The following is a 14,862-nucleotide window of genomic DNA, read 5'->3' on the forward strand; positions in this document are numbered from 1 at the left end:
TAATGTCAGGATCATTCACGCCAGAACGTCGGCGTGAACAGAACCAGCAGTGTAAAAACTTCCAGACGCCCGAACAGCATCGTCACCACCAGTATCCACTTGGCCACTGGCGGCATAGCGGTACAGTTATCCGCCACTACGCCTAGCCCCGGCCCGTTATTCAGCGATGCCGTTACGGCGGCGAAAGCAGAGAAATTGTCAACGCCAGTGGCGATAATCGCCAGCATGCTAACAATAAATACCAGAGCATAGGCCGAGAAGAACCCCCATACCGCATCAATGATACGCTCCGGCAGTGCCCGGTTGCCCAGTTTAATAGTGTAAACGGCGTTCGGGTGTACCAGCCTTTTCAACTCACGGGAACCTTGCAGATACAATAGCAGCACGCGGACGACCTTCAAGCCACCGCCAGTCGAGCCAGCACAACCGCCGATAAAACCGGAACACAGTAACAACATCGGCAAAAAAAGTGGCCATTTGGCAATGCTGTCGGTGGTAAAGCCTGCTGTCGTCGCCATTGATACCACCTGGAAAAATGCCTGATTCAGCGTTTCCATGCCGGTCTTATAGACACCATGTTCCCAGAGCACTAACGTACACACTGCCACTAATGTCAGTTGCACCAAGATGAACATGCGGAATTCAGGATCCCGCCCGTAGACCTTCAGGCTACGTCCACTCAATAACGCGAAGTGCAAGCCATAATTACAGCCGGAAATAAGCAGGAAGATGGCAATGATAGTGTTGATGGTTGGACTAGCATAATAGCCGATGCTGGCATCATGGGTGGAGAAACCACCGATAGCAATGGTCGAAAAACTGTGACTGATAGCATCAAACACTGGCATTCCCGCCCCCCATAGTGCCACCGCACAGGCGACAGTCAGCAATACATAGATAAGCCACAGAGTTTTGGCGGTTTCTGCAATGCGTGGACGCATCTTATTGTCCTTCAGCGGACTGGGCATTTCCGCCCGGTACAGCTGCATACCACCAACACCAAGGATTGGCAGTATCGCCACCGCCAACACGATGATCCCCATTCCGCCCATCCATTGCAGCATCTGGCGATAGAACAAAATAGCCTTTGGCAATGAGTCCAACCCCATCAACATAGTCACGCCAGTCGTTGTCAGGCCGGAGAAAGACTCAAAGAAGGCATCTGTCAGCGACAGATTGGGTCGATCCGAAAACAGAAACGGCAACGCCCCCACGCTGCCTAGTACAGTCCAAAACAGCACCACGATTAGGAAACCTTCGCGCGGCTTTAACTCATGTTTTTTCTTGCGGTTTGGCCACCACAGTATCAGCCCAATCGTCACCGCCACAAAGAAAGTCTGGCTGAATGACCGCCCTGCTCCATCACGATATATTAATGCAATTAGCCCAGGAATAAACATCGTCCCGGAAAACAGGATGACCAGCAAACCAACGATACGGGTTATAGCGCGAAAATGCATTTCAGCACGATCCTTAGTAGTTCAGTTGGGAGGAATTATTGTGAAATAGGTGTTCATTGCAAATTACTGCGACTGAGAGTACGTAATTTATTGCCAAACAGCGCAACGCAGGTTGCCAATAAATCCAGATGTAGCAAGAAGGTGGTGCCATATTCATCCTGTAGTATCCGGCCTTTGGCTTTCTGTAACAAATTTTCCACCAACGCCAGCCACATGGCAAAACATACGAACCTGCTGGATAAACATTTTTGCTACCTCTACATTATTAGCCGTGGCCAGCAAAGTGATAAGGCGACGCGTCTTAATTGCTCTATTGATGCTGATCGGGGAGGTAGCTATCGGGCAAGACTGCATCAGGCAAAATTCAGATCTCGCATCATGTTCTCGATACGCTGCTCGTGGATCACGATATTGTCTTAGATGCGGACACCGCCATGCGGCTTCAACGCGTTGATGCGATCCCAGGCAAAAGGCTAAACTCTCCGCTGCGCCACGGTACCAGCAGTGATTCGATAAAGTACATACCTGGTTCGATGGTCAACACCACGCCCGGTTGTAATACGCGGGTGCAGCGCAGGAATGGATATTTGGATGGGGCTGCCAGGTGAGTACCATGCTCATCCTGCATCAAACCGGCAGCGTCATGCACTTGCAACCCCAAAAGGTGTCCCAAGCCGTTTGTCAGGAATGGCGTGGTGAGGCCTTGCTCAACCATCGTGTCTTCGCTAATACCGCTCACTAGCTGGTAGCTTTTAAGCAGTTTGGCGATATGCTGGTGCATCTGCACATGATAATCGGTATAGCGCACGCCAGCCTTGACGGTAGCTATCAGCGCCAACTGTTCGTTGTTGAGGTCTTTCACCAGACAGGCGAACTCACTGCTACCGTGCACTGCATAGGTACGAGTTAAATCGGCGACATAACCGTTATACTCCGCACCCGCGTCGATCAGGAAACTCAGCGTTTCAGCCGGTGGTTGATGATCCAACTTGGTATAGTGCAGTACCGAGTCCTGCTCATTCAGTGCCACAATGTTGTCGTAAGGCACGTCGGTATCACGGTGGCTGGTTGCCGTCAAGTAAGCCAAGTTGATATCGAACTCGCTCATGCTAGACAAGAAGGCTTCATGTGCTGCACGGTGCCCTATGACCGCAGTTTTCTGCGCTTCTCGCATGCAAGCCAGCTCATACCCGGTCTTGAGAGAATGGTGAAAGTCGAGGTAGTTCAACACCTCTGGTGGGTTGACGTTCTCCGAGACAATACCAAGATCGCGGGCGCGCTGCGGCGCATAACCGATATAGCCCACGCGTCCACGCTGCGCCGGAAGTTGCTGTGCAATGTCATCGGCACTGGCCAACAGCATCATCTCGAAGGATGGGCTCCAGAAACTGTCTGGCAGCTGCTCGACACTGTGCCAGTAATCGATCGGTGAATAAAACCACAGCTTCGGTTTGTTAACGCCGTCAACCCATAGCCAACAATTCGGCACTGCGGTTATCTGTACCCAGGCTTTAAAATTCACGTTTACTTTAAATGGATAGCTACGGTCGTCGCAGAAGACCTTTTGCAGTTCTCAAGAGTGAATCAGCAGCTCATCCAATGTGTTGCATTCCAGCACTTCGCGCGCGCGTTTCTGCCACTCTGCCAGGTGGTCGTTATACAAAGAAGCTAGCGTTTCCATCACAGTATCCTTAGCACGAAAAAATTATCTTAACACAATGCCCAGGCGCGCCCCATACAACGTTATGGCATACAGAGCAGTTCGCAATTCAACGCGAATGCCGTTACATCCACAGCTTAACAATCAGCCTGTTGAACAAGCCTAGTCACGCCATCGCCAGCCACCAGCTTTGTTGAATAAATCGAACATTTGGCCGGGACGAGGATGAGATCACTCTCCTTCTGTCAACATAGCGACATTCCGTGGCCCAGCAAAAGTTCAACATCACCAACTGGAAGGCTTACAACAACGCCCTTATCACTCGGGATTCACTCACTTGCTGTGGGGATGAAACGGCACTTCACGCCTGGTACTGCGAGGCAAAACCTTCTCTGCGTGGTCGCCCACCACATTATTCCGATATGGCACTCACCAGCGTATTGATGCTGAAACGTATTTTCGGCCTGACACTTCGCGCCCTCCAGGGCTTCGTCGACTCCATTGTCACACTGATCAAAGTGCCGTTGAACTACCCGGACGACACCTGCATCAGTAAGCGGGCGAAGTCCGGCCATGTCCCGTTTAAAACCCCAACGCCGGGTGAAATTGCGCACCTCGTTATCGACTCTAGCGGGCTTAACGTGTTGGGTGAAGGCGAGTGGATGGCAAAAAAATACGGTCAGGAAAAACGGCGGATCTGGCGAAAACTGCATTTGGCCGTAGATACAGAAACACATGAGGTCATCTGTGCTGACCTTTCCTTGAGCAATGTCACCGATACCGAAGCCTTCCCAGGTCTCATCCGCCAGAGGTACCGTAAAATCAAAGTCGCCTCGGCAGATCGGGCTTAGGATACGCGAGTGTGTGATGATGAGTTAAGGGGCAAGAAGCTCAAGGCGTTAATACCGCCCAGCAGCGGAGCACGTTATTGGTCGGCAGACTATGCAGAGCGAAATTAAGCGGTGGCGAACCGGCGCGTTACTGGAGACAACACACGGTGGAGTTGCAGAGACGATGGCCATGATCTGTGCATTAAACAAGATGACGCTCGCCGGTATGCCAGAAAGTGTACGCCTTGCCTAAAAGATGCCCACTCACGGGACTCTTTATTCCAAATCCGATTTATTCAACAAAGCCCCACAGCCACCATGAATGTTCGAATAGCACCGCGTCACACATGTCACCTGACTCATTCTGATCCCCGTCATGAAACACTGATTCGGGCAAATGCAGATAGCACGTACTTTGCGAAGACCAATTAATGATGACCAGAATGGCCTGATGAAAAATCTAATATAAATCAGTATGAGTGGTGTTTCAAAACGGGGCTGCCCCCGTTATAGACTCATCCCATGTCTCAGATAAATGAAAATGCATCGCCGAACACGTGCGCCTCTTGTGCGCCGCGTTCGGTGCAGAAACGTTCGCGAGCGATTTTCGCCATTTCGAAACGACCCGCAATGTAGATATCGTGATCCTCCAGGGTAGCAAAATCCTGCAGCACTGCGCTGAGCACGGTATCGCTACGACCATGCCACTCATCTGTCGTCTGCTCCACCACCGGGATCACCTTTAGGTTTGGGTGTTGCTGTGATAGCTCTTCCAATTCGTTCTGATCGTATAGATGTTTCAGTTCTCGTCCCCCCCAATAGATTGAGATATCACGATCCGGCTGTTGTTCCAACGCGGTCAGCAAAATCGAACGCACATAGGAGAACCCAATACCTCCGGCGATCAGCACCAGCGGACGGTTGCCCTCTTCACGCAGCCAGGCGTCACCATGCGGTACATCGACAGTGATCGCCTGTTCTTTCAAAATACGCTCCATTACAGCCATGGCGTACAAATTCAGTTCCGAAGCGCCGATATGCAGCTCTATGTACTCCTGCTGAGATGGCGTTGATGCTAAAGAGAATGGGCGCCTGTCGCACTCATCCATCACCACCATCAGATATTGCCCAGCCTTGAACGAAAACGGCATCTTAGGTACTAAACGTACCCGATAGACCGTATCGGTAATGGCCTCTACCGAGGTCACTTTACAACTCAATATTGCCATGCATTCCCTCTATCGGGTCATCAATACAAAACTGAGAACAGAGCCTGACATTAGAGCGTCGGTTCCCTGCCAGTGAAAATTGCCAGCTCATCCCAGATTTCGTCGACGCGCGCCCGCACTTTTTCATCCATTTGAATCGGACGGCCCCATTCGCGCTCAGTTTCACCCGGCCATTTATTAGTAGCGTCCAGCCCAATTTTTGAACCCAATCCGGAAACAGGCGAAGCAAAATCCAGATAGTCGATCGGCGTATTCTCTACCAATACGATATCCCTTGCCGGGTCCATACGGGTCGTCATTGCCCAGATCACATCATTCCAATCACGTCCATTGACATCATCATCACAGACGATAACAAACTTGGTGTACATAAACTGACGAAGGAATGACCAGACCCCCATCATCACGCGCTTGGCATGACCGGCATACTGTTTTTTGATGGTCACCACCGCCAGGCGATACGAGCACCCTTCTGGCGGAAGGTAGAAATCAACAATTTCCGGGAACTGTTTTTGCAAAAGCGGAACGAACACTTCGTTCAGCGCCACGCCCAGAATCGCAGGTTCATCTGGCGGTCGGCCGGTATAGGTGGAATGATAAATCGCGTCGTGGCGCTGAGTAACGTGAGTAACGGTGAACACTGGGAAGTTGTCAATTTCGTTGTAATAACCGGTATGATCGCCATATGGGCCTTCTGGGGCGATTTCACCCGGTTCAATGTAACCTTCTAGCACAATCTCAGCACTGGCGGGCACGTCCAAATCGCAGGAGAGGCAAGTGACCACTTCAGTTTTGCTGCCGCGCAGTAACCCTGCAAAGGCATATTCGGACAGGGTATCCGGCACCGGCGTTACTGCACCGAGAATGGTCGCAGGATCGGCACCAATCACCACCGCCACCGGGAAGCGTTCACCGGGATGCGCCTGGCTCCATTCCTGATAATCCAGCGCGCCGCCACGGTGCGACAGCCAACGCATGATCACTTTATTCTTGCACAGCACCTGCTGGCGATAAATGCCCAGGTTCTGGCGCTCTTTATGCGGGCCACGAGTAACTGTCAACCCCCAGGTGATCAGCGGCGCAGCGTCTTCCGGCCAGCAATGCATCACCGGAATGCGGCTGAGATCGACATCATCGCCTTGCCACACCTGCTGCTGGCACGGTGCAGACCCCAGCACTTTGGTCGACATATTCAGCACTTGCTTGAACTTTGGCATTTTGGCGAATAGATCGCGGAAACCCTTTGGCGGTTCAGGCTCTTTGAGGAACGCCAGCAGCTTGCCGACTTTGCGCAGCGCGTTGATATCTTCTTGCCCCATGCCCATCGCCACGCGTTTGGCAGTGCCAAACAAGTTGCACAATACTGGCATGTCATAGCCTTTCGGGTTTTCAAACAGCAGTGCCGGGCCACCCGCACGCAGCGTGCGATCAGCAATTTCTGTCATTTCTAGATAGGGATCGATTAGCTGGCTGATGCGTTTTAGTTCCCCTCTCTTTTCCAGCAATGAGAGGAAATTACGTAAGTCACGGTATTTCATGCAAGCCATTACATCATTGATTCATAGTAGATTTAAATGCATTAATGAGGAGGCCTTTATTTTGGCCTATATTTATTTAACTATCTGATTTAAAGGTGCTTCACTGCTTTCGGATAGATTAACAAATTCTAGCTAATCTGCCCACATTACTGCTACGATTTTGGGTTGTCACCACCATAGTGCTTGGATAATATCAATATAAATTTTAATCAGCTTAGAGCCTATCCCAGTAGGCGTGCATTGTTGCAGCCAGTTTGGACCAGGACAGCACGCAACAACCGCAGCGTATAGTGAGTCCATGAGGAGGGTGAACACTGCCCAGGGCGAAAATGGCAAATAAAATCGCCTAATGGGATAGGTTCTTACTGGCACCAATGGCAGTGCCTCTCGACCAAACCACCCACGGCTTGCCCATCTCGCTTTTTGTGCTCTCGTTGCGTTACAGGCCTCTGTACAAGATATTGCGACGTTCCTAACGTCAGAGTAACTTTTCATCGTCCGTTAACGCGCTACTGCCCAGAAAAAGAAGCGTTTTCCCAAAACAATGGCGAATGATTTTCAACTGTTAGGCCACAAACAGTGAATAGGGGCAAAGCCCTAATCTCGTATTGAGTGTGTCTGGTGCTGATACAGTGACGATCTACAACAACAGAACGATCTTTTTAAGTGGCCTACAGGCTCAGACGGCGAACTTGTTTCTCCTGCTTGCAGATACGTTGCTGCTCCGGCATTATCGGCGACGTTGTGTGGGACGGACCTGACACTCCTGCCCCCATGGGCAAGAACCGCCGTTCATGGCTGCACTTGCTTCCTGATATGAATAACCTTATATAGACAATGAGCTGAGTGTATTCGCGTTTTAATTCGAAAAAAAAGAAGAAGGCTCGCTTTGTTTTCTTTTTCATAAGTCACCTGCTTTATGCAGAGGTAAGAATATCACCTCTGCTCAGGTGGCTAAACTTAATGCGCCACTACAGTTTGCCTGTGGCTTGCGTTAACGTTCATTGTCCCCGCTATGATCATACTCTAGTTTATCGCCATGGTCAGAACCCTAAAGATCAGGTGCGCTTCCACTTCCGTGAGGCTTTGTTGAATAACCTATTGGCCGATGCGGGTCACTATCGTCTCGGAGGCGTGAGGGTGATGAACAGCAATGTCGTTATCCATATGGCTCCCGCTGCAAAACGGGTTTCTCTGCTAGTATTTTAACTATTACAATGGTTGTAACGTACTGATCTTCCTCCTTTAATCGGCAGTTACGTGTTTCATTATGAATTTATCCATCTTTTTGCCGATGGTAATGGCCGCATGGGCCGGCTGTGGCAAACGTTGATCCTGTCGTATTGGACCCCGTTATTTGTCAACGTGCCGGTTGACAGCCTAGTGCACGATACCCAGTCCGGTTATTACCAGGCGCTTAACACCAGCAATCAGAAAACCGACTGTGCGCCTTTGGTCGAATTTATGCTGGAGATGATTCTGCAAGCGCTTGAGCAGAGCCTTATCCCCCAAGTCACCGAATTGCTGGCGGTATTGCAGGGAGAAATGGCGCGGGGAGCGATACAGAACGCATTGCAGCTACAGGATCGGAAATCTTTTCGCGAACGCTATCTGCAAGCGGCCTTAAATGCAGGATGGATAGAAATGACACTGCCAGATAAACCCAACAGCCGCTTGCAAAGTTATCGGTTAACGTCGCCGGTATCGCCTTGCGGTTGCCAGAAGTAACAAAGGCGCTCGTCAGCGCCTTTTCACCGCAAAGTACCGGTTACTGCAATACAGAAATATCCGCCACCTGCAAAAACAGCTCACGCAGCTTGCTCAGCAGTGTCAAACGATTCACGCGCAATGCATCGTCCTCGGCCATCACCACGACACTCTCGAAGAAAGCATCTACAGGCTCGCATAGGGTAGCTAACTCCACTAGTGCGTCCTGATAGTTGCCAGCAGCAAAATATGGTTCCAGCTTGTCGCGCAGTACCACCAGATGGCTCGCCAGTTGGATCTCAGCGGCTTCCTGTAATACTAAAGCTTGTACGTGGTCGTTCAACGTATCCGTGGATTTAGCAAGGATATTGGAGACGCGCTTGTTGGCTGCCGCCAACGCCGCCGCTTCTTCCAAAGTACGTAAGTGGCTGACGGCCTTGACGCGAGCATCGAAGTCGGCCGGCTTGGTCGGCCGACGCGCCAGCACTGCCTGAATAGTGTCTAGCGCATGGCCTTCTTCATGATACCAAGCGCGGAAACGGCCTAACATGAATTCCACTAACTCATCGACCACCTTGACGTTGGTCAGCTTGCTGCCGTAAAGGTGCACAGCCTCTTCAGTCAGGATTTGTAGATCCAGCGGTAGATTTTTTTCGACGATGATGCGCAGCACGCCCAGTGCGGCACGGCGCAGGGCAAACGGGTCTTTGTCGCCTTTTGGATGTTGCCCGATGCCAAAAATACCGGCCAGAGTGTCCATTTTGTCGGCGATTGCCAGTGAACAGGCGACCCGCGACTGCGGCAACCTATCCCCGGCAAAGCGTGGCTGATACTGCTCATTCAGCGCAACGGCGACGTCTTCCACCTCACCGCCATGACGCGCATAGTGCATGCCCATCACGCCTTGGGTGTCGGTGAACTCGAACACCATGTTGGTCATCAGGTCGCACTTCGACAGTAGGCCCGCACGGGTAGCGTGGTTGACGTCGGCACTAATCTGGCCAGCAATCCAGCCCGCCAACGCCTGAATGCGATCGGTTTTGTCACGCAGAGTGCCCAATTGTTGTTGGAAGAGTACAGTTTCTAAACGTGGTAGGTGGTCTTCTAGACGTTTTTTACGGTCAGTGTTGAAGAAGAACTCAGCATCCGCCAGACGCGGGCGCACCACTTTCTCGTTACCAGTGATGATTTGCTGTGGGTCTTTGGATTCAATGTTGGCCACGAAGATAAAGTTTGGCAGCAGGTTGCCTGCGCTGCCGTACACTGGGAAATACTTTTGATCGCCTTTCATGGTGTACACCAGCGCTTCCGCTGGCACCGCAAGGAATTCCTCTTCGAACTTGGCGGTCAGTACCACTGGCCACTCCACTAGCGAGGTGACTTCTTCCAGCAGGCTTTCGCTCAGATCGGACTTGCCGCCAATCTTTGCCGCCGCACGCTCGACGTCGCGCTTGATCAGTGCTTTACGTGCTTCGTAATCGGCGATCACTTTACCGCGTTCCAGTAGGATTTGTGGGTAGTGATCAGCGTTGTCGAGGGAGAACTCGGTTTCGCCCATAAAGCGGTGGCCTCGTATGGTAAGCGCAGATTCAACTCCTAGCACCCTGCCAGGGATCAGTTCTGCGCCTAGCAGCAGGGTTACGGTATGCACCGGACGCACGAACTGCACCTCGGAATCACCCCAGCGCATCAGCTTCGGGATAGGCAATTTAGACAGCGCGGTGTTGACCATGCTGGCCAGCAGTTGCTGCACAGGCTGTCCTTTGACATGGGCACGGTACAGAAGCCACTCGCCTTTGTCGATCACCAGGCGTTCGGCCTGATCGACAGTGATGCCGCAGACACGCGCCCAGCCTTCGGCCGCTTTGTTGGGTTTGCCAGTAGCGTCGAACGCTTGGCTGATCGCCGGGCCGCGTTTTTCAACGACGCGATCAGCCTGTGCCGCGCTCAGATTAGCCACTTTCAGTGCCAGACGGCGAGGAGTGGCGAACCAACTCACTGAGCCGTGTCCGAGGTTGGCATTTTCCAGCTCGGTGGTAAAGTTGGCGGCAAAGGATCCCGCCAGCGAGCGAAGAGCCTTGGGCGGCAGCTCTTCCGTGCCGATTTCCACCAGGAAAGTCTGTTGAGTCATGGCTGCCTCTGAGTTCTCGTTTTGCAAATTGGGAAGCCCAACGCTTCACGGGAAGCGTAGTAGGCTTCGGCAACGGCTTTAGTCAGTGTGCGGATGCGTAGAATATAGCGCTGGCGTTCGGTCACCGAGATAGCCTTGCGGGCATCCAGCAGATTAAAGGTATGGCCAGCCTTTAGAATACGTTCGTAAGCGGGCAGCGATAACGGTTTTTCAAGCGCCAGCAGCGATTGTGCTTCTTTCTCGTACTGCTCGAAGCAGAAGAACAGGAAATCCACATCGGCGTAGGTGAAGTTGTAGGTGGATTGTTCCACTTCATTCTGATGAAATACGTCGCCGTAGGTGGTGATGCCCTGCGTACCGTGGCTCCACACCAGATCGTAAACGCTGTCCACGCCCTGGATGTACATCGCCAGGCGTTCCAGGCCGTAGGTTATCTCACCAGTAACGGGTTTGCACTCCAGGCCACCGACCTGTTGGAAATAGGTGAACTGCGTCACTTCCATGCCGTTCAGCCAAACCTCCCATCCTAGACCCCAAGCGCCGAGGGTTGGGTTTTCCCAGTTGTCTTCCACGAAGCGAATATCGTGAATAGTCGGGTCTAGCCCCAGATCCTTCAGCGAGCAGAGGTACAGTTCCTGAATATTGTCTGGAGAGGGCTTAATCGCCACCTGGAATTGATAGTAGTGCTGCAGGCGGTTCGGGTTTTCACCGTAGCGACCGTCGGTCGGGCGACGAGAAGGCTGCACGTAAGCGGTGGCCATGGGCTCTGGGCCAAGTGCACGTAGGCAGGTCATCGGGTGTGAGGTTCCTGCGCCGACTTCTATGTCTAATGGTTGAACAAGGGTGCAACCTTGGCGAGCCCAGTAGTCTTGTAGTGTCAGCATCAGACCCTGAAAGGTCTTGGTATCAAACTTTTGCATGATGTTGAATTCGCACGCGATACAAGTGGATTTAGATCGAATGTGCCAGTATACCTGTTGACCGTAGGATATACAGCCCGAATCCAGCGACATGTGTGAATCGGTTAAGCCGCGTAGAATCAATGATGCACCCCAATGAGGCTATAGCGCCCGCAGCTTGTGGTTTTCCGCCGACCATTCTTTAAACAAGTTAGCTTCAGCAGGTCAGTTTACTAACCGGTGCGATCATCTTGCTGGTTTTTGTCTTATCGCGGCGTTGTTGAATAAATCGGATTTGGAATAAAGAGTCCCGTGAATGGGCAGCTTTCAGGCAAGGAGTACACTTTCTGGCATACCGGCTAGCGTCCTCTTGTTTAATGCACAGATCATGGCCAGCGCCTCTGCAACTTGCCCATCATAATCTCGCAGCGACAGGTGACCACCAAATAGCTGTTTTACTCTGTACCTCGCTTTTGCCGCTATCGAACGTCGGTGGTAGCCTATGATACTTTTCCACCGTGTGTTGTCTCTGGTAACGCGCTGGTTCGCCACCGCTTGATTTCGCTCTGCATAGTCTGCCGACCAATAACGGGCTCCGCTGCTGGGCGGTATTAACGCCTTGAGCTTCTTGCCCCTTAACTTATCATCACACACTCGCGTATCCTAAGCCCGATCCGCCGAGGCGACTTTGATTTTACGGTACCTCTGGCGACGGTACCTCTGGCGGATGAGACCTGGGAAGGCTTCGGTATCGGTGACATTGCTCAAGAAAAGGGCAGTACAGATGAACTCATGTGTTTCTGTATCTACGGCCAAATACAGTTTTCGCCAGATCCGCCGTTTTTCCTGACCGTGTTTTTTTGCCATCCACTCGCCTTCACCCAACACGTTGAGCCCGCTAGAGTCGATAACGAGGTGCGCAATTTCACCCGGCGTTGCGGTTTTAAACGGGACATGGCCGGACTTCGCCCGCTTACTGATGCAGGTGTCGTCCGGGCAGTTTAACGGCACTTTCATCAGTGTAATTAATGGAGTCGACGAAGCCCTGGAGGACGCGAAGTGTCAGGCCGAAAATCCGTTTCAGCATCAATACGCTGGTGATTGCCATATCGGAATAATGTGGTGGGCGAACACGCAGAGAAGGTTTTTATTCAACAACGCCCCGTTAATGTTCAAAAGAGCCGTTGCGCTCCCGAGGCGTGGCCAGTTAAAAGCGCCTGTGAGTGTTTTGATTGTTTATTTTGTCGAACTGTTTTTACGGTTGGCTTCAAGGTTTTGAGCTAGATGGGAGTCAAGTTCAGCGGCCAAAGCAGCTTCCGTCAACGGCTTGATTAACTGAGTTAAAATGCCATCTTTTCCCCCGTTAAGGCCTGGCCATCCTGAAGTGCTTCTAGGGCTTTATCGAAATCGAAGGGTTGGGACATGTGTCATTCCTTTTTTTGATTATAATGACAATACGGTGTCGTTATGGGGGGGGGCAATAAATTCTGCACGGCTTTGTTAAATAAATCGAACTTTTGCCCTTGCACAGGATCAGAGCACGCATCCCCCTGGCAATACAGGCAGTCCCGTGGCAATGCAACAATGTACGCCTACAGGGGATAGACTCTTAACCTGCGGCGCGTTGTTATGCTACTCTCATCTACCTTCACTTTCCCAATAATGTATCTCCACCCTGGAGGAAATATGGATCACCGTTTACTCGAAATCGTTGCTTGCCCGGTCTGCAACGGTAATCTTTATTTCAACAAAGAAAACCAAGAACTGATTTGCAAGGTGGATGGCTTGGCTTATCCATTGCGCGATAGCATCCCAGTGCTGTTGGAAGACGCCGCGCGTGCACTCTGTGTGGATGAGAAGCACACATGAGTTTCATCGCTATTATCCCTGCCCGCTATGCATCAACCCGTTTGCCTGCCAAACCGTTGGCCGATATTAACGGCAAGCCGATGGTGGTGCATGTGATGGCACGAGCGCGTGAATCCGGTGCCAGCCGCGTGATCGTGGCAGTCGACCATCCAGAGGTAGCCAAAGCGGTTGAGGCCTCTGGCGGTGAAATCTGTATGACCTGTCTGGATCACCATTCTGGCACCGAACGGCTGGCAGAAGTGATTGAACATTATGGCTTTGACGATGACCAGATCATCGTCAATGTGCAGGGTGACGAGCCGATGATCCCACCGATTATCGTGTGTCAGGTGGTGGAAAATCTGGCGGCCAGTTGCGCTGGCATGGCCACATTAGCGGTGCCGATCAATAGCGCCGAAGAAGCCTTTAATCCCAATGTGGTTAAAGTGGTGATAGATGTGCAGGGCTACGCGCTCTATTTTTCGCGCGCCACTATTCCCTGGGATCGTCAGCGCTTCGCCACATCGCAAGACATCATTGGCGACACCCTGTTGCGGCACATCGGCATTTACGCCTACCGCGCTGGATTTGTCCGCCGTTACGTCAGTTGGCAGCCGAGTCAGTTGGAACAGATTGAATTGTTGGAACAGTTGCGGGTGCTATGGTACGGCGAAAAAATCCATGTGGCGGTTGCCAAGGTCATACCGAGCGTGGGCGTCGATACGCCTGATGATCTACAGCGTGTGCGCGACAGCCTGCGCTAAATGCCGATGGCCTACAGTCTATATCTCCGGGTGTGACTCATCGCCACCGGCCTCATCGGTGCCTATCAACCGCTGCCACAGGCTACCCAAAGTCTCATACCACGCATGTTCACTGTGGCTGAGGAACATGGAGGAAGGCATAACGCGCTGCCAAGTATTAAATGGTGAGCTGATCGCCAGATGGTTGGCTGGCGCGGAGATGGGGCGCAGCAACTTGGCTTTGAAAAAACGCATTGCTCGCGGCATATGGTTGGCTGACGTCACCAGTATAAAAGGCTGGTTGCCGACCAGCGCCGCCACTTTTCCGGCTTCCTTCTCAGTGTCCAATGGGTGCGCCAGCCTAAGGATATCGCGCCAGACTTTCCGCGACTAGGGCGGCGGTAGCGGCGTTGCTGAGTGTGTTTGCGCCACGCGCGCCGGTAAACACCATCTTGGCACCCGGATGGGTGAGATATAACCTTACCCCCTCTGTCACGCGCGGCTGGCTGTTACCGATCAGGTTTGAACTCGGTACCCAGTCTGGGTTGAAGGTATAGCCTCCCCCCAGCACCACGATATAGTTCACCGGGTCATGGCCCCGGTAGGTCTGGTATTCGGATTCGATCAGCCGCGTGGTGCAGGATGAAAAGCAGCAGCCAACTGAGCGTCAAAATAGTTTTGCCACTTTTTTGCCAGCGAGTACACCACAGCAACAGCAGCGTGGGCAGCGGCATCAACAGTGCGCCAATCAGTTTTTTCAGGTTGAACAGCAGCAAAATCAGATCCTCTTGGGCGAAAAAACCGCATCAGAGCATAA

10 protein-coding genes and 6 pseudogenes are annotated in these 14,862 nt (G+C 52.1%); 7 read left to right on the forward strand and 9 right to left on the reverse strand.

The genetic code is table 11. The features are described 5' to 3' along the window. Positions 1–11: 11 nt before the first annotated feature. The gene (trkH, locus tag AACL06_RS07810; RefSeq protein ID WP_339036691.1) at positions 12–1,460 is read right to left on the reverse strand and encodes a Trk system potassium transporter TrkH; all 1,449 of its coding nucleotides are present in this window, start codon (positions 1,458–1,460) and stop codon (positions 12–14) included. Between the two features lie 353 nt (positions 1,461–1,813). Further along, positions 1,814–3,141 (reverse strand): annotated as a pseudogene (pepQ, locus tag AACL06_RS07815) (Xaa-Pro dipeptidase). A gap of 242 nt (positions 3,142–3,383) precedes the next feature. Here pepQ and AACL06_RS07820 point away from each other — a divergent pair. Together AACL06_RS07820 and AACL06_RS07825 are read left to right on the forward strand one after the other, a co-directional pair. Next, positions 3,384–4,203, forward strand: a pseudogene (locus AACL06_RS07820) (IS5 family transposase). Then, a complete protein-coding gene (locus tag AACL06_RS07825; protein WP_339036693.1) occupies positions 4,187–4,318 on the forward strand; it encodes a hypothetical protein in 132 nt (43 codons plus the stop codon). Before AACL06_RS07820 ends, AACL06_RS07825 begins: the two are co-directional and overlap by 17 nt. A gap of 159 nt (positions 4,319–4,477) precedes the next feature. Here AACL06_RS07825 and fre read toward each other — a convergent pair whose 3' ends face one another. Further along, the gene (gene fre, locus AACL06_RS07830; protein ID WP_339036695.1) at positions 4,478–5,179 is read right to left on the reverse strand and encodes an NAD(P)H-flavin reductase; all 702 of its coding nucleotides are present in this window, start codon (positions 5,177–5,179) and stop codon (positions 4,478–4,480) included. Between the two features lie 50 nt (positions 5,180–5,229). After that, complete coding sequence (gene ubiD, locus AACL06_RS07835; RefSeq protein ID WP_339036697.1) at positions 5,230–6,726, reverse strand: 4-hydroxy-3-polyprenylbenzoate decarboxylase; 1,497 nt, start codon at positions 6,724–6,726, stop codon at positions 5,230–5,232. 975 nt (positions 6,727–7,701) lie between these two features. Between ubiD and AACL06_RS10665 the strand changes: the two are divergent. The 3 genes and pseudogenes from AACL06_RS10665 to AACL06_RS07845 form a co-directional block, all read left to right on the forward strand. Further along, positions 7,702–7,800 (forward strand): annotated as a pseudogene (locus AACL06_RS10665) (IS1 family transposase); the annotation flags it as partial. 3 nt (positions 7,801–7,803) lie between these two features. Further along, the gene (locus AACL06_RS07840) at positions 7,804–7,926 is read left to right on the forward strand and encodes a hypothetical protein (RefSeq protein ID WP_339036699.1); all 123 of its coding nucleotides are present in this window, start codon (positions 7,804–7,806) and stop codon (positions 7,924–7,926) included. 51 nt (positions 7,927–7,977) lie between these two features. Beyond that, complete coding sequence (locus AACL06_RS07845; RefSeq protein ID WP_339036701.1) at positions 7,978–8,445, forward strand: Fic family protein; 468 nt, start codon at positions 7,978–7,980, stop codon at positions 8,443–8,445. A gap of 40 nt (positions 8,446–8,485) precedes the next feature. On the opposite strand, the gene glyS is transcribed toward AACL06_RS07845, so the two are convergent. The 4 genes and pseudogenes from glyS to AACL06_RS07865 all read right to left on the reverse strand — a co-directional run. Beyond that, positions 8,486–10,555, reverse strand: coding sequence for a glycine--tRNA ligase subunit beta (gene glyS, locus AACL06_RS07850; RefSeq protein ID WP_339036703.1), 2,070 nt, complete (start codon positions 10,553–10,555; stop codon positions 8,486–8,488). Further along, positions 10,552–11,475: a glycine--tRNA ligase subunit alpha gene (glyQ, locus tag AACL06_RS07855; protein WP_339038352.1), complete on the reverse strand. Its 924-nt coding sequence runs from the start codon at positions 11,473–11,475 to the stop codon at positions 10,552–10,554. Before glyQ ends, glyS begins: the two co-directional genes overlap by 4 nt. Positions 11,476–11,781: 306 nt before the next feature. Next, positions 11,782–12,598 (reverse strand): annotated as a pseudogene (locus tag AACL06_RS07860) (IS5 family transposase); the annotation flags it as partial. Positions 12,599–12,696: 98 nt separating this feature from the next. Further along, positions 12,697–12,878, reverse strand: a pseudogene (locus AACL06_RS07865) (IS256 family transposase); the annotation flags it as partial. Between the two features lie 262 nt (positions 12,879–13,140). On the opposite strand from AACL06_RS07865, the gene AACL06_RS07870 reads away from it, so the two are divergent. Further along, positions 13,141–13,323: a Trm112 family protein gene (locus AACL06_RS07870; protein WP_339036705.1), complete on the forward strand. Its 183-nt coding sequence runs from the start codon at positions 13,141–13,143 to the stop codon at positions 13,321–13,323. After that, on the forward strand, positions 13,320–14,066 hold the full coding sequence (kdsB, locus tag AACL06_RS07875; RefSeq protein WP_339036707.1) for a 3-deoxy-manno-octulosonate cytidylyltransferase: 747 nt from the start codon (positions 13,320–13,322) through the stop codon (positions 14,064–14,066). The genes AACL06_RS07870 and kdsB overlap by 4 nt, the downstream gene beginning before the upstream one ends. An 18-nt stretch (positions 14,067–14,084) precedes the next feature. Here kdsB and elyC read toward each other — a convergent pair. Beyond that, positions 14,085–14,818 (reverse strand): annotated as a pseudogene (elyC, locus tag AACL06_RS07880) (envelope biogenesis factor ElyC). Between the last annotated feature and the right edge of the window lie 44 nt (positions 14,819–14,862).

It is taken from the genome of Serratia symbiotica (Periphyllus acericola) (assembly GCF_964019515.1).
Classification (GTDB): Bacteria; Pseudomonadota; Gammaproteobacteria; order Enterobacterales; family Enterobacteriaceae; genus Serratia; species Serratia symbiotica_D.

Bases quoted from the DNA above. Each gene is read 5' to 3' on its own strand.
- trkH (WP_339036691.1), bottom strand. From the start codon at position 1,460: ATGCATTTTCGCGCTATAACCCGTATCGTTGGTTTGCTGGTCATCCTG.
- fre (WP_339036695.1), bottom strand. From the start codon at position 5,179: ATGGCAATATTGAGTTGTAAAGTGACCTCGGTAGAGGCCATTACCGAT.
- ubiD (WP_339036697.1), bottom strand. From the start codon at position 6,726: ATGGCTTGCATGAAATACCGTGACTTACGTAATTTCCTCTCATTGCTG.
- glyS (WP_339036703.1), bottom strand. From the start codon at position 10,555: ATGACTCAACAGACTTTCCTGGTGGAAATCGGCACGGAAGAGCTGCCG.
- glyQ (WP_339038352.1), bottom strand. From the start codon at position 11,475: ATGCAAAAGTTTGATACCAAGACCTTTCAGGGTCTGATGCTGACACTA.
- AACL06_RS07870 (WP_339036705.1), top strand. From the start codon at position 13,141: ATGGATCACCGTTTACTCGAAATCGTTGCTTGCCCGGTCTGCAACGGT.
- kdsB (WP_339036707.1), top strand. From the start codon at position 13,320: ATGAGTTTCATCGCTATTATCCCTGCCCGCTATGCATCAACCCGTTTG.